20 protein-coding genes, 1 tRNA gene and 1 pseudogene are annotated in these 19,332 nt (G+C 69.3%); 11 read left to right on the forward strand and 11 right to left on the reverse strand.

The window, feature by feature from the left end:
* Positions 1–9: 9 nt before the first annotated feature.
* Positions 10–633 carry a TetR/AcrR family transcriptional regulator gene (locus JOE53_RS04850; protein ID WP_204946945.1) on the reverse strand — a complete coding sequence of 208 codons (624 nt, stop codon included), beginning with the start codon at positions 631–633 and terminating at the stop codon, positions 10–12.
* Between the two features lie 109 nt (positions 634–742).
* Here JOE53_RS04850 and JOE53_RS04855 point away from each other — a divergent pair, with 109 nt between their 5' ends.
* Together JOE53_RS04855 and JOE53_RS04860 are read left to right on the forward strand one after the other, a co-directional pair.
* A complete protein-coding gene (locus tag JOE53_RS04855) occupies positions 743–1,939 on the forward strand; it encodes an acyl-CoA dehydrogenase family protein (RefSeq protein ID WP_082784227.1) in 1,197 nt (398 codons plus the stop codon).
* Positions 1,940–1,948: 9 nt separating this feature from the next.
* Positions 1,949–2,761 carry an HpcH/HpaI aldolase/citrate lyase family protein gene (locus JOE53_RS04860; protein ID WP_036289289.1) on the forward strand — a complete coding sequence of 271 codons (813 nt, stop codon included), beginning with the start codon at positions 1,949–1,951 and terminating at the stop codon, positions 2,759–2,761.
* A 33-nt stretch (positions 2,762–2,794) separates the two neighbouring features.
* Here JOE53_RS04860 and JOE53_RS04865 read toward each other — a convergent pair whose 3' ends face one another.
* Entirely contained in the window at positions 2,795–3,403 is a 609-nt protein-coding gene (locus JOE53_RS04865) for a histidine phosphatase family protein (RefSeq protein WP_061681515.1), read from the reverse strand.
* A gap of 30 nt (positions 3,404–3,433) precedes the next feature.
* On the reverse strand, positions 3,434–4,309 hold the full coding sequence (locus JOE53_RS04870; protein WP_061681513.1) for a Sir2 family NAD-dependent protein deacetylase: 876 nt from the start codon (positions 4,307–4,309) through the stop codon (positions 3,434–3,436).
* Between the two features lie 105 nt (positions 4,310–4,414).
* On the opposite strand from JOE53_RS04870, the gene JOE53_RS04875 reads away from it, so the two are divergent.
* Complete coding sequence (locus JOE53_RS04875; RefSeq protein WP_204946946.1) at positions 4,415–5,221, forward strand: TrmH family RNA methyltransferase; 807 nt, start codon at positions 4,415–4,417, stop codon at positions 5,219–5,221.
* Here JOE53_RS04875 and JOE53_RS04880 read toward each other — a convergent pair.
* The gene (locus tag JOE53_RS04880; RefSeq protein WP_061681509.1) at positions 5,218–6,090 is read right to left on the reverse strand and encodes an SGNH/GDSL hydrolase family protein; all 873 of its coding nucleotides are present in this window, start codon (positions 6,088–6,090) and stop codon (positions 5,218–5,220) included. The genes JOE53_RS04875 and JOE53_RS04880 overlap by 4 nt on opposite strands.
* Before the next feature lie 95 nt (positions 6,091–6,185).
* Between JOE53_RS04880 and JOE53_RS04885 the strand changes: the two genes are divergently transcribed.
* The 4 genes from JOE53_RS04885 (at position 6,186) to JOE53_RS04900 (ending at position 9,844) form a co-directional block, all read left to right on the forward strand.
* Positions 6,186–8,024: a DEAD/DEAH box helicase gene (locus JOE53_RS04885; RefSeq protein WP_204946947.1), complete on the forward strand. Its 1,839-nt coding sequence runs from the start codon at positions 6,186–6,188 to the stop codon at positions 8,022–8,024.
* 31 nt (positions 8,025–8,055) lie between these two features.
* Positions 8,056–8,586 (forward strand): SRPBCC family protein, encoded by a 531-nt coding sequence (locus tag JOE53_RS04890; protein ID WP_204946948.1) that lies wholly within the window; start codon positions 8,056–8,058, stop codon positions 8,584–8,586.
* Positions 8,587–8,597: 11 nt separating this feature from the next.
* Positions 8,598–9,686, forward strand: coding sequence for a VIT1/CCC1 transporter family protein (locus JOE53_RS04895; RefSeq protein WP_204946949.1), 1,089 nt, complete (start codon positions 8,598–8,600; stop codon positions 9,684–9,686).
* Between the two features lie 73 nt (positions 9,687–9,759).
* Positions 9,760–9,844 (forward strand) — tRNA-Leu (locus JOE53_RS04900).
* 79 nt (positions 9,845–9,923) lie between these two features.
* Here JOE53_RS04900 and JOE53_RS04905 read toward each other — a convergent pair.
* Positions 9,924–11,189 carry a tyrosine-type recombinase/integrase gene (locus JOE53_RS04905; RefSeq protein WP_204946950.1) on the reverse strand — a complete coding sequence of 422 codons (1,266 nt, stop codon included), beginning with the start codon at positions 11,187–11,189 and terminating at the stop codon, positions 9,924–9,926.
* A 33-nt stretch (positions 11,190–11,222) separates the two neighbouring features.
* Positions 11,223–11,948, reverse strand: a complete 726-nt coding sequence (locus tag JOE53_RS04910; protein WP_157556963.1) for a hypothetical protein — start codon at positions 11,946–11,948, stop codon at positions 11,223–11,225.
* A 38-nt stretch (positions 11,949–11,986) separates the two neighbouring features.
* Here JOE53_RS04910 and JOE53_RS04915 point away from each other — a divergent pair, with 38 nt between their 5' ends.
* Positions 11,987–12,166 (forward strand): helix-turn-helix domain-containing protein, encoded by a 180-nt coding sequence (locus JOE53_RS04915; protein ID WP_061681499.1) that lies wholly within the window; start codon positions 11,987–11,989, stop codon positions 12,164–12,166.
* Between the two features lie 93 nt (positions 12,167–12,259).
* On the opposite strand, the gene JOE53_RS04920 is transcribed toward JOE53_RS04915, so the two are convergent.
* The 3 genes from JOE53_RS04920 to JOE53_RS04930 all read right to left on the reverse strand — a co-directional run bounded on the left by JOE53_RS04920 (position 12,260) and on the right by JOE53_RS04930 (position 16,175).
* Positions 12,260–12,712 carry a hypothetical protein gene (locus JOE53_RS04920; protein ID WP_157556961.1) on the reverse strand — a complete coding sequence of 151 codons (453 nt, stop codon included), beginning with the start codon at positions 12,710–12,712 and terminating at the stop codon, positions 12,260–12,262.
* Positions 12,709–13,293 carry a winged helix-turn-helix domain-containing protein gene (locus JOE53_RS04925; RefSeq protein ID WP_204946951.1) on the reverse strand — a complete coding sequence of 195 codons (585 nt, stop codon included), beginning with the start codon at positions 13,291–13,293 and terminating at the stop codon, positions 12,709–12,711. Before JOE53_RS04925 ends, JOE53_RS04920 begins: the two co-directional genes overlap by 4 nt.
* A 131-nt stretch (positions 13,294–13,424) precedes the next feature.
* Complete coding sequence (locus JOE53_RS04930) at positions 13,425–16,175, reverse strand: AAA family ATPase (protein WP_061681492.1); 2,751 nt, start codon at positions 16,173–16,175, stop codon at positions 13,425–13,427.
* Positions 16,176–16,981: 806 nt separating this feature from the next.
* Here JOE53_RS04930 and JOE53_RS04935 point away from each other — a divergent pair.
* On the forward strand, positions 16,982–17,791 hold the full coding sequence (locus JOE53_RS04935; RefSeq protein ID WP_061681490.1) for a DUF2218 domain-containing protein: 810 nt from the start codon (positions 16,982–16,984) through the stop codon (positions 17,789–17,791).
* Here the strand turns inward: JOE53_RS04935 and JOE53_RS15090 are convergent.
* Positions 17,791–17,871 (reverse strand): annotated as a pseudogene (locus JOE53_RS15090) (hypothetical protein); the annotation flags it as partial. The gene JOE53_RS04935 and the pseudogene JOE53_RS15090 sit on opposite strands and share 1 nt — an antisense overlap.
* On the reverse strand, positions 17,844–18,002 hold the full coding sequence (locus JOE53_RS15095; RefSeq protein ID WP_325168469.1) for a hypothetical protein: 159 nt from the start codon (positions 18,000–18,002) through the stop codon (positions 17,844–17,846). The gene JOE53_RS15095 and the pseudogene JOE53_RS15090, both read right to left, overlap by 28 nt.
* A 163-nt stretch (positions 18,003–18,165) precedes the next feature.
* Between JOE53_RS15095 and JOE53_RS04945 the strand changes: the two genes are divergently transcribed.
* Positions 18,166–18,594, forward strand: a complete 429-nt coding sequence (locus tag JOE53_RS04945) for a DUF6153 family protein (protein ID WP_204946952.1) — start codon at positions 18,166–18,168, stop codon at positions 18,592–18,594.
* Between the two features lie 99 nt (positions 18,595–18,693).
* On the forward strand, positions 18,694–19,311 hold the full coding sequence (locus JOE53_RS04950) for a DUF305 domain-containing protein (RefSeq protein WP_204946953.1): 618 nt from the start codon (positions 18,694–18,696) through the stop codon (positions 19,309–19,311).
* The last annotated feature ends 21 nt before the right edge of the window (positions 19,312–19,332 follow it).

The following is a 19,332-nucleotide window of genomic DNA, read 5'->3' on the forward strand; positions in this document are numbered from 1 at the left end:
TCGCGCGGTTCAGGGGCTGGCGAGTGCTGCGTAAGCCATCTCGGAGAGGATCTGACGCAGGAGTGCGTCCGTCTCGGCATCCACCGCCACCTCCCGACGTGTGCGCACGACGTAGGGGGTGGAGTTGATCAGCCCGAACCCCGCGTGGGCCCGGACGCGCAGGTCGGTGTCGCCGCGGTCCGGGTGCACGGCGCGGAGCACGTCGACCCACAACTCCATGTACTCGCGCTGCAGTCGGCGGACGGTGCCGCGATCCTCATCGCTCAATCGGGTGAGGTCACGGTCCTGCACGCGGATGACATCGGCGCCTCGCACTGCGAAGTCGACGTGGAAATCGACGAGCTCACGGAGGCAGCGCTGGGCGTCGTACCCTGCCGCCGTCACGCGGCGACCGCCGGTGAGCAGATCGTCGCTGGCTCGCAGGAGGATGGCGCCGAGGAGCGCGCGCTTGCTGTCGAAGTGGCGGTAGACGGCGGGCCCGCTGACGCCGATGGCCGAGCCGAGCTCTTCGAGGCTCACGCCGTCGAACCCGTGCTGGGCGAACAGGCGTGCTGCCGCCTCGACGAGTGCGTCCGCACGCTCCGCCTTGGCGCGCTCGCGAGTGGTGCGCGATGCCCGGGAGTGCGTTGTCATTCCAGTTAATCCTCGATAACCTGAACCGGTGGGTTAATGAACACTAACCCACACGCTCGTCCGTTCGCCACGCGCGCGCGAGCCGTTACGCGACATCGAAGGAGATGGCATGGCGATCCTCGACCCCCACGACTACGGATTGAGCGACGAAGAGCGGGAGTTGGCGGGGATGGTCCGTGCCTTCGCCGACGAGCGAGTCGCACCGCAGGCCTATGAAGCCGACCGCACCAAGACCCTGCCGCTGGACATCGTCGCCGAGATGGGGGAGATGGGGCTGTTCGGACTCCCTTTCCCCGAAGACGTCGGCGGCCAGGGCGGCGACTACACCGCGCTCGGGCTCGCGATCGAGGCCCTGGCCCGCGTCGACCAGTCGATCGCGATCACGCTCGAGGCCGGCGTCAGCCTCGGCGCCATGCCCGTGTACCGTTTCGGCAGCGACAGACAGCGAAAGGCGCTCCTTCCCGACCTGCTGGCCGGGCGTGCGCTCGCCGGATTCGGTCTCACCGAACCCGAAGCAGGATCGGATGCCGGCGCGACCCGCACCACCGCTCGTCTCGAAGGCGGCGAGTGGGTCATCGATGGAGCCAAGCAGTTCATCACGAACTCCGGCACGGCCATCACGCGCTTCGTCACCGTCACGGCGGTGACCGGCCACAGCGGCGCGCGCAAAGAGATCTCCACGATCATCGTGCCCTCCGGAACCCCCGGCTTCACGGTGGGCCCGGCGTACGACAAAGTGGGGTGGCACGCGTCCGACACCCATCCGCTGAGCTTCTCGGGCGCCCGCGTCCCGGCGGAGAACCTGCTCGGCGAGCGCGGCCGCGGCTTCGCCAACTTCCTCAGCATCCTCGACGAGGGCCGCATCGCCATCGCGGCTCTGGCCACCGGCGCGGCGGAGGGCTGTCTGGAGGCGGCGCTGGACTACGCCGGCAGTCGCATCGTGTTCGCCGAACCGCTGGGTTCGCGCCAGTCGATCCAGTTCCTGCTGGCACGGATGCAGCAGCGCGTGCATCTGTCGCGCCTGGCGTGGCTGCACGCCGTGCGCCTGCGTGATGCCGGACGGCCCTTCGCGACTGCTGCCGCGCTGGCCAAGCTCACGGCGGGGGAGGCGGCGATGGACAATGCGAGGGATGCGACGCAGATCTTCGGTGGCAACGGCTTCATGAACGAGTACCCCGTCGCGCGCCACTACCGCGATGCGAAGATCCTCGAGATCGGCGAGGGGACCACCGAGGTGCAGCTCCTCCTGATCGCTCGTGCCCTCGGACTGACCAGCCTCGGATCGGGCGCGCGACCGGCCCGGTAGCGTGAACGCATGACCGCCGACTTCACCCTCGGACCCGCTCTGCTGTTCTGCCCGGCTGATCGTCCGGAACGCTTCGAGAAGGCCCTCGATCGCGCCGATGGCGTCATCCTCGACCTCGAAGACGCTGTCGCACCCGCCGACAAGGTGGCGGCGAGGGTCGCGCTGATCGACTCACAGCTCGACCCCGAGCGCGTCATCGTCCGAGTGAATGCCCTCGGGTCCGCCGAGATCGTCTCCGACCTCGCCTCGCTCTCGCAGACCGATTACCGCCGCGTGATGGTCGCCAAGGCGGAATCGGCGACGGCGATCTCCCGCATCGACCCGCGGTTCGACGTCATCGCGCTGTGCGAGACCGCTCGCGGCATCGTCGCGGCCGAGAAGATCGCCGCTCAGGACAACGTCGTCGCCCTCATGTGGGGCGCGGAGGACCTCGTCGCTTCGCTCGGAGGGACATCCAGTCGCACGCCGAAGGGGCGCTACCGCGATGTCGCACGTGCCGCCCGTTCGCGTCTTCTGCTGGCGGCGGGAGCGGCGGGTATCGCGGCGATCGACGCGGTGCACCTCGACATCGCCGACGAGAAGGGGCTGGCGAAGGAGGCGCGGGATGCCGCCGCGAGCGGCTTTCGGGCCACCGCGTGCATTCATCCGGCGCAGGTCCCGACGATCCGGGCCGCCTACCGGCCCGACCCCGATACGCTCACCTGGGCCCGCGACGTGCTGGATGCCGCCGTCGGCGAGCGTGGCGCCTTCGCGTTCCGTGGTCGGATGATCGACGAACCGGTGCTGCGTCACGCCCGCACCCTCCTCGCCCGCGGAATGTGATGCCGCGGCATCCACGGAGCGATCGCGCGCAGGTCAGGTCATCGGGATCGCGGCGTAGGACTGCACGCTGAGACGGTCGCGCTCCACGAGGAAGCGATGCGTGGACGCGTTGGCCAGACGCTCGCCCTCGAGCGGGAACGCACCGGCAGACGCGTGCCGGATGACCTCGCGGATGAGGGCGCCGTGGGAGACGACGACCACGGTGGGCGCCTGCGGTGCGGCGTCGCGGCGGGCGTCCCGGACGGCGCGCTGGAGACCCGCGAGCGCGCGGCGGCGCACCTGCGGCCAGGTCTCCGCCTCCGGCACCTCTGCCTCGGCCCACGATCCCCACCGGTCGCGGAACTCCTCGACGCTCGCGCCCTCGGCGATGCCGTACGAACGTTCGCGCAGCTGCCGGTAGGTTCGCGGCGCCGGCACTGCCAGAGTGGCGGCGATGATCCGAGCGGTCTCGACGGCGCGCGACAGGTCGCTCGAGGCGACGACCACGGGCCCGACCGCCGAGAGCTCCTGCTGAAGTCGCTCGGCGACCTCTCGCGCCTGAGCGCGGCCGGTGTCGTTGAGGGGGATGTCGGTGGAGCCCTGGATGCGTCTCGTCGCGTTCCAGTCGGTCTCGCCGTGGCGCACGAGGATGAGGGTCGTCACGCTTCGAGCCTAGGCGAGGTCGGCGTGGGTTCAGCGCGCCGCCGGCAGCGCGCGGGCGAACGCGCGCAGCACCTCGGTCGTGCCCGCGTCGATCTTGACCGTCGCCCGCGCATCGCCGCGTGTCTGGCCGCGGTTGACGATCACGACCGGGAGCTTGCGACGTCGGGCGCGCTCGAGCAGTCGGATGCCGGAGTTGACGACGAGAGACGAGCCGGCGATGACGAGGGCCTCGCTGGTCTGTACCAGCTGCTCGGCCTCGGTGAACTTGGCGACGGGGATGTACTCGCCGAAGAAGACGACGTCGGGCTTGAGCATCCCGTGGCACACGCTGCAATCCGGCACGACGAAGCCGTCGCTCGAGGAGGGGAGGACGTCGCCGTCGGGGCCGAGCTCGACGGCATCCGGCACCGTGATCCAGGGGTTGTCCGCCTCGACGCGCGCCGCCAGGTCGCGGCGATCGAACACCTGCCCGCAGTGCGTGCAGAGCACGCGGCGCATCGTGCCGTGCAGTTCGACGACACGGCGGCTGCCCGCGCGCACGTGCAGGCCGTCCACGTTCTGGGTGATGACCCCGCTCGCGATACCGCGGCTCTCCAGCTCGGCGAGGGCGAGATGGCCGTCGTTCGGCTGCGCGGCGGCGAAAGCGCGCCATCCCAGGTGACTGCCGACCCAGTACCGTCGGCGAGAGGACGCACTGGAGAGGAACTGCTGCGCCGTCATCGGGGTGCGTGTGGGAGCGCCCTTGCCGCGGTAGTCGGGAATGCCGGAGTCCGTCGACACACCCGCGCCGGTGAGCACTGCGATGCGCCGACCCGAGAGGGCATCCACAGCGCGCTCGACGGCATCCGCGGTCTCCGGATCGAGGTGCGGTACGGCCTCGTGCGAGTGATCCAGCAGCGTCGACATGGCGTCCTCCCTCCATCGATCCCACCTCGAGACTACGCGCCCCGCTTTTCGCGGAGGTTACGCCGTGGCCCGCTGCACCCGCGCGCGGCGTGACAGCATGGACGGATGCCTGTCGTGCGCATCGACGATCCGACCGATGACCGTCTCGCGGACTACCGCGACCTGACCGACGTCGCCCTGCGGCGTGTGCTGGAGCCCGCGGGCGGTCTGTACATCGCCGAGTCGTCGAAGGTGATCGCCCGCGCCGTCGCCGCGGGCCACCGGCCACGATCCCTGCTGGTGCAGCAGAAGTGGCTGGACGATACGGCGCACCTCGCCGGTGACGCCCCCGTCTACCTGGTCGACGACGACGTGGCCGAGCGACTCACCGGCTACGCCGTGCACCGCGGAGCACTCGCGGCGATGCACCGGCCGTCTCTGCCGCCCGTCGAGGAGGCCGTCGCCGGTGCGCGCCTGGTTCTCGTCCTGGAGGACATCGTCGACCACACCAATGTCGGCGCGGCGTTCCGCGCGGCCGCCGGGCTCGGCGCCGACGCCGTGCTGGTCACGCAGCGCTGCGCCGACCCGCTCTACCGTCGGAGCGTTCGCGTCAGCATGGGGACGGTGTTCCAGGTGCCGTGGACCCGTCTGCCCGACGAGGCGGACGGGGGCTGGAGCGCGGGCCGCGACCTGCTGCACGATGCCGGGCTCCACCTGGCCGCCCTCGCGCTCGCCGACGATGCGGTCGCCCTCGACGCGTTCGCCGCCGCTCGTCCGCCGCAGGTCGCGCTGCTCATGGGCGCCGAAGGCGACGGGCTCTCGCGGCGCGCGCTGGCCGCGGCCGACACGGTCGTCACGATCCCGATGACCGGCGGCGTCGACTCCCTCAACGTCGCGGCGGCCGCGGCCGTGGCGCTCTGGGCCCTGCGCTAAGCCTGCCGACCGGGGCCCGCGGTGCGGTCGCGGGCCGGAGCCTCGACGGTGACCGGCAGCGGCTCGGGGCGCTTCGCGGTGATGTTGTCGCCCGAGGACTGATGGCGAAGGCGACGCAGCACCCAGGGAACGAAGTGCGTGCGCGCCCAGACGAGGTCGTTGGTGCGCGCCTCGCGCCAGGTGAGCTGCGGCAGGGGGTCGGGCTGCATCGGCTGCAGTTCGTTCGGCACGTTGAGCGCACGCAGCACCATGCGGGCGATCTCGTGATGGCCGAGCGCGTTGTAGTGCAGGCGATCGTCGTCGAAGAATCGCATGTCCTGCACCTCCTTCAGCGCCCACTGGTCAGCCACGATGCAGTCGTAGCGGTCGGCGATCGCCCGGATATTCTCGTTGTAGATGGCGACGCGCCCGCGGATGCCGCGGAACACCGGCGTGAACTCGGTGTCCACACCGGTGAAGACGAGAAGCGTCGCACCCTGCGAACTCAGCCGGGCGACGGCATCCTCGAACTGCTGCGCCACGGCGTCCGGGTCTCCGTTGGGACGCAGGACGTCGTTTCCGCCGGCGGAGAACGTGATGAGGTCGGGGTTGAGTGCGAGCGCGGGCTCGACCTGATCGGCCATGATCTGCGCGATCAGCTTGCCCCGGACGGCGAGGTTGGCGTAGGCGAAATCGTCCACCTGGGCGGCGAGCACCTCGGCGACGCGGTCGGCCCACCCCCGATGGTCGTCGGCCGTGCCGGGAATGGGGTCGCCGATGCCTTCGGTGAAGGAGTCGCCGATCGAGACCATGCGACGCCAGGGGTGCGCGCTCTCGTTGGGGATGTACGGCGAACGGTGCTCGTCGGGGGTGGCTTCGTTCCTGCGCATGACTCTCCTGACTCGTGGTCTTCTTCGAGGCTACCGGCCAGAGGCCTTCCCGCAGAGAGCCGCCGTGGGGGAGGCGTCGTTTAGGGTGGTCAGTCGTGGACGGGACGGACGAGCGAGGACAGGAGCACTTCGGCAGCTTCGCCGCCGAACACCTTTCGCCCGCCTTCCCGCAGCGCGCCCCCTGGGGAACGGCGCAGAATCTCCGCGCGTGGCAGGCCGAAGCGCTCGAGGCGTACTTCTCCGCCGACGGACCAGACGGCGTGGGTTCCGGCCCACGCGACTTCCTCGCCGCCGCGACCCCGGGCGCCGGCAAGACGACCTTCGCGCTGCGTCTGGCGAGTGAACTGCTGCGCCGCGGCATCGTGGACCGCCTCGTCGTGGTCGCGCCCACCGAGCACCTGAAGACCCAGTGGGCAGATGCGGCAGCTCGTGTCGGCATCCGACTCGACCCGCGGTTCACCAACCGTCAGAGCGCGCCCGCTCGTCATTTCCACGGCGTCGCCGTCACCTACGCTCAGGTCGCCGTGAAGGCGTCGGTGCATCAACGTCTGACGATGGACGCGCGCACGCTCGTGATCCTCGACGAGGTGCACCACGGCGGTGACGCGCTCAGCTGGGGCGATGCGCTGCGCGAGGCATACGGTCGCGCGACGCGCCGCCTCCTGCTGTCGGGCACACCGTTTCGCAGCGACACGGCACCGATCCCGTTCGTCGAGTACCACCCGAACGAGAAGGGCATCCGCCTCTCGCGCACCGACTACAACTACGGCTACGGGCGCGCGCTCGCGGACGGCGTCGTGCGTCCCGTGCTGTTCCTCGTCTACGCCGGCAAGATGCGCTGGCGCACGAAGGCCGGCGACGAGCTGGAAGCCCACCTCGGTCAGGACAACACCAAGGACGTGACCGCCCAAGCCTGGCGCACCGCCCTCGATCCGGAGGGCGACTGGATCCCCGCCGTGCTCCGCAGCGCCGACCGCCGGCTGAGCGAGGTGCGCCAGGACGTCCCGGATGCCGGGGGACTGGTGATCGCCACGGATCAGACGGCGGCGCGCGCGTACGCCGCGATCCTGCGCGAGATCACCGGCGAGGCGCCGACCGTCGTGCTCTCCGACGACAAGGCCGCCTCGGGCCGCATCGAGACGTTCGGCACGGCGACGACCCGTTGGATGGTCGCCGTGCGCATGGTGTCCGAAGGCGTCGACGTTCCTCGCCTCGCGGTCGGTGTCTATGCCACGAGCGCGTCGACGCCGCTGTTCTTCGCGCAGGCGATCGGCCGCTTCGTGCGGGCCAGGCGCCGGGGCGAGTCGGCATCCGTCTTCCTTCCCAACGTGCCGGTGCTGCTCACGCTCGCCGGGGAGATGGAGCGCGAGCGCGACCACGCCCTCGACCGCGAGGGCGGCGACGACGACGGGCTCGAAGACACCTTGCTCGCCGAGGCGGAACGAGAGGACAAGGCCTCCGACGAACTCGAGCAGGAGTTCTCCTATCAGGCGCTCGGTTCGGTCGCCCACTTCGACCGTGTGCTCTACGACGGCAAGGAGTTCGGTCAGCTGGCGGTGCCGGGAACGCCCGAGGAGGAGGAGTTCCTGGGCCTTCCGGGACTGCTCGAGCCCGAGCACGTCCACGAACTGCTCATGCAGCGCCAGTCCCGCCAGAGCCGGCACCGCCGCGCCCGCGAGGCGAAGGAGGGTGCGGCGGTCACCGAGGCACCGGATGCCGAGTCGACACTGCCGCCGGCGCTGCACCGCACGCTGCGCGAACAGCGTCAGCTGCTCAACAGCCTCGTCGGTCTCTACGCGCGCCAGAGCGGAGAGCCGCACGGGGCCGTGCACGCGGAACTCCGCCGGATCTGCGGGGGACCCGAGGTCGCGCGAGCGACGGTGGCACAACTGCAAGCGCGGATCGAGGTGCTGCGCTCGCGCGTGCGCTCCTGATCGAGCCTCGGCGACGGCTACACTCGCGCGCATGTCGCGGGAGTACGCCTTCACTTCGCACTGGCTCGTGCCGGTGTCCGCCGAGGAGTGCTGGCGCCTGTGCGAGCGGAGTCTGACGACGGGCGTCGTCGCGTGGTGGCCGGCCGTCCGCGTCGAGCCCCAGCCCCACCTGCCCACGCCCGGCGACGTCGTGCGGCTGCAGGTGCGCAGCCCGTGGGGGTATCGTCTGCGGGTCGCGCTCACGATCACCGCCGCTACGCCGCCCCGACTGTTGGCGGCCGCGAGCACGGGCGACCTGGCCGGTCGGGGGAGTCTCCGGCTCACGCCCGAAGGCGGCGCCGCCGGTGCGCGGACGGGGCTCACGTGGGTGTGGGAGGTGGCCCTCGTCCGCCGGTGGATGCGGGTGGCGAGCCCCGTTCTGCGGCCCGCGTTCGCTGCCGCGCACGCGATCGTGATGCGCCGCGGCGAGCGCGGACTCCTGGCCGAGATCGCGCGGGGTTCGGACGTCCGAAATGCTGGCAATCCCGGCGATCGGGAGTCACCCGGCACCACGCGCGGCTAGCGTGAACTCCCGTGACCGCGCAGCCCGTTCCCACGCCTCGTGACCGCCGCCGTTGGGCGCGCTACCTCGCCGACGAACGCGCGGAAGCGCAGGTGTACCGCGACCTCGCGCAGCGCCGCGAAGGCGAGGAGCGCGAGATCCTGCTGGCCCTGGCCGACGCCGAGGGGCGCCACGAGGCGCACTGGCTCGAACTGCTCGGCGGCGAACCGTCGCGCCTGCCCTCTCCGGGCCTCGGCTCCCTCCTGCTGGGATGGATGGCTCGGCGGTTCGGCTCCATCTTCGTGCTCGCTCTGGCCCAGAACGCGGAAGGGCGCTCGCCGTACGAGAGCGAGCCGTTCGCGACGGCACGCATGGTCGCTGACGAGAAGATCCATCGTGAGGTCGTGCGAGGTCTGGCCGCGCGCGGGCGGCGGCGATTGTCCGGCACGTTCCGCGCCGCGGTGTTCGGCGCCAACGACGGCCTCGTCTCCAACCTCGCTCTCGTGATGGGCATCGGCGCCACCGGCGTGGGGGCGCAGTTCGTGCTGTTCAGCGGCGTCGCCGGCCTTCTCGCCGGCGCCCTGTCCATGGGGGCGGGGGAGTACGTGTCGGTGCGCTCACAGCGGGAACTGCTGGATGCCACGGAGCCGAGTGACTACGCCGACCATGTGCTGCCGGACCTCGACCTCGATGCCAACGAGCTCGCTCTGGTCTACCGTGCGCGGGGTGTCGGTGAACGCGACGCCGAGGAGCGTGCGCGCCAGATCGTCGAGGCCGCGCAGGCCGCCGACCGCAGTGAGCCGTACCGCTTGCACCGCGCCGCCGGAGCCGATCACGAAGTGGTCGGCAGTGCTCTGGGCGCCGCCGGGTCGAGCTTCCTCTTCTTCGCGTCCGGCGCGATCATCCCGGTGCTGCCCTGGATCTTCGGGCTCAGCGGGCTCCCCGCCGTCGTCCTGGCCCTCGTGCTCGTCGGGACGGCGCTGCTGGGCACGGGAGCGATGGTGGGCCTGCTGTCGGGTGCGCCGCCGCTGCGGCGAGGGCTGCGGCAGCTGGCGATCGGTTTCGGGGCGGCGGCGGTGACGTACGTGCTCGGTCTGCTCTTCGGTGTCTCGGCGGGATGAGCCCGGCCCCGATTCCGCGTCTGGCTCGGAATCTGGTACTGTCGATCTTCGGTTGCGAAACCGAAAACCACCTGCGCGGGTGGCGGAATAGGTAGACGCGCTAGCTTGAGGTGCTAGTGCCCGTATAGGGCGTGGGGGTTCAAGTCCCCCCTCGCGCACAAAGTAAGAATGGCCCCTGACCTGGGATTTCATAGTTCCGGTCAGAGGCCATTCTTGGTCGAAGTGCTAGAAAAAGTGCTAGGCCTTTCCGAGATGGGCCGCGAAGCGGTCGACCGCCGACCTCTGCATGGTCGGGGTGACGTGGCTGTAGATGTTCATCGTCGTGGTGATCGTGGAGTGCCCGAGGCGCTCCTGCACGACCTTGGGGTGCTCTCCGAGTTCGAGCAGCAGGGTCGCGTGCGTGTGCCGAAGCCCCTTGAGTGTGACGCGGGTGAGGCTCTCGAAGGTGGCCGTGGCCGACTTGAGGCGGCGATCCCATCGGCTCGTCATCGCGTCGGGCGATCGCAGTCTGCCGTCGTCGTCTGAGAAGACGAAGGCATCGGCCTTTGCCAGCTCGAACGACAGTTCGGCGCGAGCGACCTTGTAGGCGGCGAGCACCTTCAGTGTCTCCGCATCCATGTCGATGACGCGGGCGCTGCCGGTCTTGGTGGTCTTGGTCTGCGACCAGTTCTCCGTGTTTACCGCGCGACGGATGCTGATGCGCATGGTCTTGGTGTTGATGTCGTTCCACCTCAGCGCAAGCGCCTCGCCACGGCGCATGCCGGAGAAGGCGATGAGTCGCCACAGTGGGAACAGTTCGTCCTCGAGCACGTCACGGTCCCAGGCGAGGAACGTGGACAGCTGTTCCGCGGTCCACGTGGCGATCTCGGGCTTCTGCGCCCGGACCTCGCTCGAGGTCGGCGCCTTCACGGTGCGCTTCTTCTTCGTCGGGTTCACCGTGAGGTGCCCGTCCTCGATCGCGGCGTCGAGGATCGCGCCGAGGACCACGTGAATCTTGTGGACGCTGTTGGCCGAGAGCGGCTGACCTTTGCCGAGCTTGTCGGCGCGACCGTGCTTCTCGAGGTCACGGTAGTGCCGCGCAACCCGGGTGGCGGTGAGCTTGTCGAGCCGGATGTCTCCCAACTGCGGGGTGATGTGGTTGCGGATGATCTTCTTGTAGCCCGCGATCGTCGAGTCCGCGAGCTTCAGCCCGGCCACCCATTCGTCGGCGTACGGGCCGATGAGCGGCACCTGACCGGAGAACTTGTCGTTCTGCTTGCGCTGCTTCAGCGCATCCTGCAGGGCGTCGTTCGCCGCCTCGGTGCTCGTGAACCCGGAGCGAGTGAGCCGGCGCGAGCCGAGCTCGGGGTACTCGGGGTCCTTCGGGACGTAGATCTGGAACCGCCACCGCTTGCCCTCACATGTCGGGTACTCCTGAAGAGAGCCCGGCTGGCGTGAGCGGGAGCGTCGCTGCTTCTTCTCACGTCCCTGCGCCTCATCGGCTGGATCCGGAGCTCCGCTCATCGCCATCTCCTTCCGTTGGCGTGGAGGGTCGACCTACATCCCCATCGACGGGCCACCGCGTCCGCCGCCGGGTCGGGCAACGGGGCCGCTTTGGAAGGCCCGACGCTGCGCTTCGTTGCGCTCATCGGCCTGCATGCGGTTGTAGGTCTCCCGCGTGATCAGATCTTCGGCAAGGCCTGCGTTGCGCGCGCGCGACATCCAACGTGTTGCGGTGCTCACGCTCATGCCGACCTGGTCTGCGACGAACTTCAGCGGGGGCAGGCTGACGGTGTACGCCGCCCGATAGACGGTGGTGCACAGCCGCATCATGTCCACCTGCCCGCCGTCGTTCATCACGCGGTGCACATAGTCCCGCACGGTTTCCGGCTCTCGGCCGGCCTCGGTGATTCGTGTGACGAAGAAGCCTGAATCCTGCAGAGCAGACTGCACACTGACTTCGCGAAGGATCGCGGAGGTGATCTCCACACCCTCTCCGCCCCGTTCGACGACCACGGCTGTGACGACCGCGCGGTTCAGGGAAGTGTCGTACTCCGCGGTGATTTTCGCTGTCCCGGGGATCGCGGCATCGCCCTCGATGACCGTGGTCCACCCTCGCGGGATGCTCACGCCGTCGCCGACGCTCACCCGCTCAGGCGACACATCAGTGATGTATCGCCTCATCTGCGGGGACTGATCAGGCACGCCAACACTCTTCCACGAATCACCGACACGGGCAATCCATGTCGCGAATTGCTCGCACCGGGTGTATCTTGTGCGCAAGCGCTGACACGAACTGCGCACACTCAAGGAGATGGAGAATGAACAAGTCGAATGAGTCGCTCGCCCTGACGATGAAGGATGCCGCCCAGCTCGTCGGGGTTGACTACCGCACGATCAAACTCGGCATCGACAGTGGGACGATTCCCACCGTCACGCTCGGTCCGCGTCGCATGATTCCTCGTGCGGCCCTGCTGCGGATCTTCGGCGTCGATAAGTGAGCCGCCCGCGGGGGCGGCAGAGAACGTCGTCCCGCTGGAAACGACTGCGGCTGGCCTTGCTTCTCGGGCAGTCAACAGTGCTGGCCTGATCGCCTACGTTTCCACGCCTCGCGCGACCGCAGCCTCGTAGAGCTCCTGAGCGGTGCGCTGGGCGAGGTCGGCTTCTGCGGCGCCGACCGGGTTCGCGTCGTAGTGGCTCTGGTTTCGCGCGCGGCGCAGCCGGTCGTACCGTCTCGCCGCCACCTCTCCGGGCGGAGTGTCGAGCACGGCACGCAGGAAGCGACCAAGAGCCTCGTGCTGACCCGAGCCGCTCCGAGTCCGGTACCCGTGCGCCGCGAGCAGCGCCTCACCCACATCATGCGCGGCGTCGTAGGCGATGTCGTACCGCACGCCCACGCTGGTCAGCAACGGCAGCTGACTGATCCGATCGGCCGCCGCCGCGAGGAACGCTCGCGCACGGCCAGCGTCGGGGAGGACCTTCTCGATGCGCCGGGCCGCGACGAGAGCATCCACCGCCTGCTGCTGCGCCGCGGTCAGCGAGGTCACGCCCACGGCAGCTCACCGACGATCGGCACGACCGCGCCGTCCCGCACCTGAGCGAGAAAGCCCGAGTCTGCTCCGGCCTCGGATCGGCTCAGGATCGTCGGGTTCACGGGGCGACGAACGACATCCTCCACTCGGTCGCACGCCTGGTAGACGAGATCAGGGTCGGGGGCGCCGATCACCATCACGTCGATGTCGTTCGGAGCGGCACCCTCGACCCCCTGCATCCGCGCAGCGAACGACCCGTACAGGAACGCGGACTCGATGCCCTCGATCCCGGCAAACTCCGCAGACAGCAGCGCCACCGGGCCGGTCGCGATCAGCAGGATCTCCCGCAGCGGCGGCACCAGCGGACTGTCCGCGTTCGCGCGCAGCAGCCTCGTGCGCCCAACCAGTCGCTCCACGACGATGCCCGCATCCAGCAGACGACCCACCTCGCGATGCGCCGACGGGTACGCCACGCCCGCTCTCAACGCCAGCTCCGTCAGACTGATCTCGTCGGCGCTGAGAAGCAGCGCCGACAGCAGGCGCGCCTGTCCGTCCGACCGAAAGATCGGAGCGAGAAGCGGCGCCTCTGTTCTCATATTCTGGATATTAATATCCAGTAAAGCGATGGTCAAGGCCGTTATTCACATAATTGCGGAACGTGGATCCGTAGATATGCGGAAGCCTCGCGCACTCCCCACTGGTACCACGTGAGGGGCACCGCCACCGATCAGAGCGAGATCCCGCCCCGTGAGGGTGATGAGCGCGGCGCGGCCCACGACGCGGAGGCCTGTATCGCGCGCTCCCGTGCGGCCCGCTGCAGTTCGGCGTCCGCGGCACGCATGGCATCCTGGATGGTGAGTTCGGTAGTGCCGCGCATCATGGTCGCACCGAGGTTGGCGATCGCCTCCTCGTCGTCGCGCGCAACGGTGATCGCGGTGTTCTGGTGGCGTCCCCGAGTGAGTCCGACGTAGAGTCCGGCTGCGTCGACGTCGGGCCCGACCACGGCGGCATCGGTCGTTTCGCCTTGGATGCCGTGCACGGTCGACGCGTACGCGAGTTGCACGTGTTCGAGGGCGTAGTCGAGGCTGACGCGGCGCAGTTCGCCGCTGTCGCTGGTCGCCATGAGCGTGATGCCGTCGTCGCGGATCCCGCGGACGACCCATTGCGCGCGGTTCTCGACCCCGGCGCGGGGGTCGTTGCGGCGGGTCTGCACGGTGTCGCCGACGAGGATGCGCTGCTCCCCCATCCCCAGCGCCAGCACGGTGGGGTCGAGTTCGCCGCTGTCGATGCGGTGCTGCTGGATCGCATCGTTGATCGCATCCGCCTCCCCATTCGTGCCGCACACCAGCGCGACCCGCTTCCCGCGCGCATGCCCGTTCAGGTACGCCGCGACCATCGCGTTGCGTGCGTCTTCTGTGCTGTGCACGTGGTGCACGTGCCCGCGCTCGAGCATCTCCCGCGCAACACGAAGGGCGTCGTCTTGGTTGCGGGGGTTGCGCAGGCGCAGGCTGAGTGCACCGTAGTCGGGGTCGGTGAACCGGTGCACGGTGTGCAGTTCGACGGATGCTGTCGCGTACCGCACCGCGGAGGCCATCGCCCCGACGTGCCCGACCGGGAGGGCCTGGTGCGGGTCGCCGACCATCGCGACGCCGACGCGCTGTTCGAGGGCGAGGTCGACGAGCGCGGTCGCGGTGTGCAGGTCGACCATGCCGGCCTCGTCGACCACGATCCGATCCCCCCGCCGCAGCACGAACCGCGACGGCCCCGCGTAGACGACCCCGCTCGCGGGGTCTGCCTCGCCGTACGCGAGTCGTGTCCAGGCCTGGGCGCCGGCGGGGGTGGTGTTCCACCGGTAGCCGTGGTCGGCGAGCAGGGCGTGCAGGCTGGACGCGTCGGCGCCGACCTCGCGGGACGCGACGGATGCCGCCTTCCGGGTCGGCGCGACCACCAGCATCCGCCGCCCCTGCCCCGCCAGGGCCGCGTACGCGACCCGCAGCATCGTCGTCTTCCCCGCCCCAGCCGGCCCGGTGATCGCGGCCAGGCCCCCGGTGCCGGCGATCGCCCCCGCGGCCGCGAGTTGCGACGCATCCAGCGTGTCAAAGCCATCCATGGATGCGGCGGCCCGACGCAGCTCGTCCGGCAGGCGTGAACGGCCCGGGGTGGCCAGGGCATCCAGGCGGCCGGCGAGGCGCACCTTCAGGCGCATCGTCTCGGTCGCCATGAACGCCTTCACATGCCCGGGAAGGCCGGTCTCCTTCACAAGCCGAACCACCTTCGCGTTCGCGCGACCCGCGATCTCCTCGATCGTCGCGGTCAGCTCGCCGCGCGGCGCGACCACACCTGAGCGGGAGAGGGCGCGCACCGCGCCGCCGCGCAGGTCGAACAAGCTGAACCGGCCGCCCGTGCGGGTGGACCGCTCGTCGGCGTCAATGACCGCCGCCTCCGCGAGCAGATCCAGGTCGAGGGCGGCGATCGGCGTCGCGACTATGCCGATCGGTGCGCGGTCTCGGGTGAGTCCGGGGTCGAGGGTCGCGAGTTCGTCGCGGATGGTGTCTTCCCAGGACTGCTCGTCCAGGGTGGCGGGCTTGTTCGGGCGTGACATCGCCCACGCTCTACGGTCGATCTGCATGAGCACCCGGATGCTCGGGTTCGCCCCGTCGTGCTCAGCGGACCATTCTGCGATCAGCGTTGCCCTGTTGGCTTCGATCTGCGCCGACCGGCGCGAGAACGGCCGCACCACGCCCGCCAGCTCCGCAACCTCACCGTCCTCGCCGAGCGTGAACCCATGCCGGGCGAGCGCGGCGATCCATTGCGGGTCGGTGTGCGCGGCGAGCTCGCCTTCGGCGTTGATCAGGGTCTGCAGCTTCATCGCCACCCGCGAGTCCACGTTCGACCACTTCCCATCCACGCCCTGCACCTTCACGTTCAACCACAAATGCCGGTGCGCATGCGGGTCCAACGCCCGGGAGCGACGGTGCTGCAGCTCGACGACCTCGACCCGGGCCAGGTCCTCCCGGATGAGACCGGCGTGCCCGCGGCGTGCGTTCAACTCAGCCAGCCAGGTGACCAGGATCCGGTCGCGGAGCCGATCCTGCAACGCCTCGAACTCCGACGCGAGCTCCGGATGCAGCAACGCCGCGATGCTGAACGACTTCGGATGATTCAGCGTCGCGTCCAACAGCAGATCCGCGTCCGCACTCAACCGCTGAGTACCACGCTCCTGCCCCGTGACCGGATCATGACCGGTCACCCACACGCGGAGTGCGCCCGCGGACAGATCGTCCGCCGTGATCCTCCTGTCGGTCACCACGAACCGGGTGACAGACGCGGCGGCTGCATTGCTGTACGCCTCGAGCGCATCGGAGCCGGCGGACGGGTGCAGGTGGGCGTCGCAGGTGCCGTTCAGCGCATAGTCGATCGCGTGCCCGACCCCACGGGATCCGACACCCCTCTTCCACCGCTCCAACCCTCCACGCACGCCGCCAGAGTACGACCCTTTTTTACCCATAGCCAGCACTTTTTTACACATGCAGGTACATGCAGGGGAATGCTTCTCGATGTCGCTCAGGCTGACTCCTTCACCGACTGGTGCCTGCGTGCATTGCACGGTTGGTTCGTCGGGACGTCTCCGTCGTCGCGGCCTATGGTGGGCAGCCTGGCGGTGGATCCGTGTTCGCGGCGGTCGCCAGCGTGGGGGCCGTCGGAGCTCGTGCGGGGCCGGTCCTCGAGGTGTGTCGCGCCACTTTCGTCGTCGGGCTTCAGCCGCGGGTCGCAAGAGGCGCACCGTCATCGGGCATGTCCCCGAGCCTGCCAACGGCGACTCGCCCCACCCGTCCCGAATAGCACTCATCGGAATTCTGACCGACGCTGTACGCGTCGCGCGGGACGCTCATTGAATCGAGGCGCGCGATCACGTCCACAGAAGGAAACTGCCCGACTCGCCAGGAGACCACTCTGCACACTAAAAGAGGATCGCGGCTGGGGCGACAATCGGGTACGTGTCGCCAATCGCCCGTGCCCGGCATCTCGTTCACCCTCGAGGCGCTCGCTGAGGGACCGCTAAGTGAAGCGACATCGCAAGGGGGAACTGTCGGATAAGGATCCGATCCGGTGCCGTGACGGAGACCCGGGCCGCCGTGTTTCGCGCGTAGGGTCTATACCGCCAGCGATCGACGCTACGGGTGTTGGCCGTCATCGGCGGGCGCACCGTTGTGCCTACGATGTCCCGACTAACTTGAACGGGATGACCGCATCGTCGGCTCCCGCCTGGATGGGAGGATCCCGATGCTCTTCGCCGAAGCGCACATCCCGACGGACCGCGCCAGCCGGTACCTTGTCCAGCTATGCCGTCACCTCGGACAGATGCGCGGAATGCCGCACGGGTCACTGGCCAGCCACGGCGGTCAGATGCCGCCGGCCGTTCAGGAAGTGGACTGGTCGGAGACCGCCGGCACCATCCGCTTCGACCGGGGCACCTGCACCCTCTGGGCCACGAGCGACATGCTGACTGTCCGCATTCAGGCGGAGGACGCGGATGCCCTCGGGCGACTCCGGTCAGGTATCGGCCGACGGGTGGAAACGATCGGCCGGCGCGATCGCCTCAAGGTCGATTGGGCGCCGTCCAGCGAAGAGCCCCACCCCAGAGTCGACACCCATGGCGACGATTCCGGCGCATTGCCGGCGGGGCCCGCAGCCTCCGAGCGGGCACGGCAGTCGCCCCGCAAGACGCCTCTCCTGGTTCTGGCCGCTATCGCCGCGGCGGCGGTCATCGTCCATCTCGGCCTCCTGGGTGCGTCGGTCGTCGCGTCCGCGTGGGCCCGTTGGGGCGCCGCCGCCCTCGCCGTGATCATTCTCGGGACGATCGTCGCAGTCGGGCTGCACGTCACGGTCGGCGGGGTCGCGTTCCGCCACCGCGGAAAGATCGGCCACTGGGCCCGCGGTCACGGCGTTGCGATGGAGAATCCGCGACACCGCCCGACAGATCCGAATGACCGCAGACCGCAGGGTCAGTGCGAGGCGGCGTGGGGCTGGGGGTGCCCGTACCGGTGCGGATCTGCGTCGAAGGTCTCCGCGCAGCTGAGCGAGCAGAAATAGAACGTGACGCCGTCGTGGACGCGGGTCGCCGCGGCCTTGGCGGGATCGATCTTCATGCCGCAGACGGGGTCGATGACCATCTCGACGGCCGGCTGGGCGAGGGCGGGGGATCGTTGATGCCGTCGCCGACCATGCCGACGACCTTGCCTTCGGCCTGCAGCCGCCCGACCGCGTCGGCCTTGTGCTCGGGGAGCACCTCGGCAACGACCATGCGGACTCCGACCCGCGCAGGATCTTCTCCACGTTCGCGTGCACAATACCCCTAAGGGGTATACGCTGGGAAGCGCTGGAAGACTGCCGGGCGACGCACTCTCGTTCGTCGCCGAGACCGCAGGAGTTTTCCGGGCGTTAGCCTTGGATTGAGGAGGCGGGCGATGGAGGCGATCAGGGCGCTGGCAGGCGTCCGCTCGCGCGCGCATCGTCTCTTCCTGACGGCGGGCGCGGCCCTCGTGCTGATCGCGGCCCTCATGGCCATGCACACTTTCGCGGGTGACCACTCCGAGTCGCCCGTGCCGTCGGCAGCATCCGCGAGCGTATTCGATGCTGGCGGGGTGTCGGCGGCTGGAGTTGCGGCAGCCGCCAGCGACGATTCGATGCCAGGTGAAGCGCCCGAGCATTCGATGTTCGTTGCGGCATGCGTGCTCGCGCTGCTCGCGGCGGACATCGTCGTCCTGGCGCCCGCGCCACTCGCTCGTCTGCGCGTCACTCTGCTCGATGCGTACGGACCGGGCCTGTTGCTCGGTGCCGCTCTCTTGCGTCCAGCTCCACCGCCCTTGTCGTTGCTGTCGGTCAGTCGGACCTGATTGGCGATTTTCCCGGTGTTTGTGACCGGGAGAACGCTTCCGCCCTGCCCGGGCGGTGATCAGAGACCGATTCGACTCGACCGACAAGGACAAACCCACATGCGTTTCCGCGCTATTGCTGTCGCCGCTGGCGCGGCATCCATGGCCCTCGCTGCTTCTCTCGCACTCGCCGGCTGCGCCCCGACTGACGGCTCCACGTCGGGCATGGATTCCGACATGATGAACTCCACCCCAGAGGCTTCCGCGGAGTTCAACGCCGTCGACGAGATGTTCGTCACGATGATGATCCCCCACCACGAGCAGGCCATCGAGATGGCCGACGCGCTACTCGCGAAGGAGGACATCGATGATCGCGTCGTCACTCTCGCCGAGCAGATCGAGGCCGCGCAGGCGCCTGAGATCGAAACCATGAAGGGGTGGCTCGAGGACTGGGGGATCCCCGTCGACGACTCCATGTCGGACTCGATGGAGGGAATGGACCACGGCGACGGGATGATGGGCGCCGCCGACATGGACGAACTCGAGGCCGCGACCGGTGCCGACGCGACGCGCCTGTTTCTGGAAGGCATGATCGTGCACCACGAAGGCGCATTGCACATGGCCGAAGTCGTCCTCGACGGCGGGCAGAATCCCGACGTGGCCGCACTCGCTCAGCAGATCGTCGACGGGCAGACTGCCGAGATCTCGCAGATGAAGCAGATCCTCGAGTCCCTCTGATTCGCGGCGATCCGTCTTTGA

It is taken from the genome of Microbacterium laevaniformans (assembly GCF_016907555.1).
Lineage (GTDB): Bacteria > Actinomycetota > Actinomycetes > Actinomycetales > Microbacteriaceae > Microbacterium > Microbacterium laevaniformans.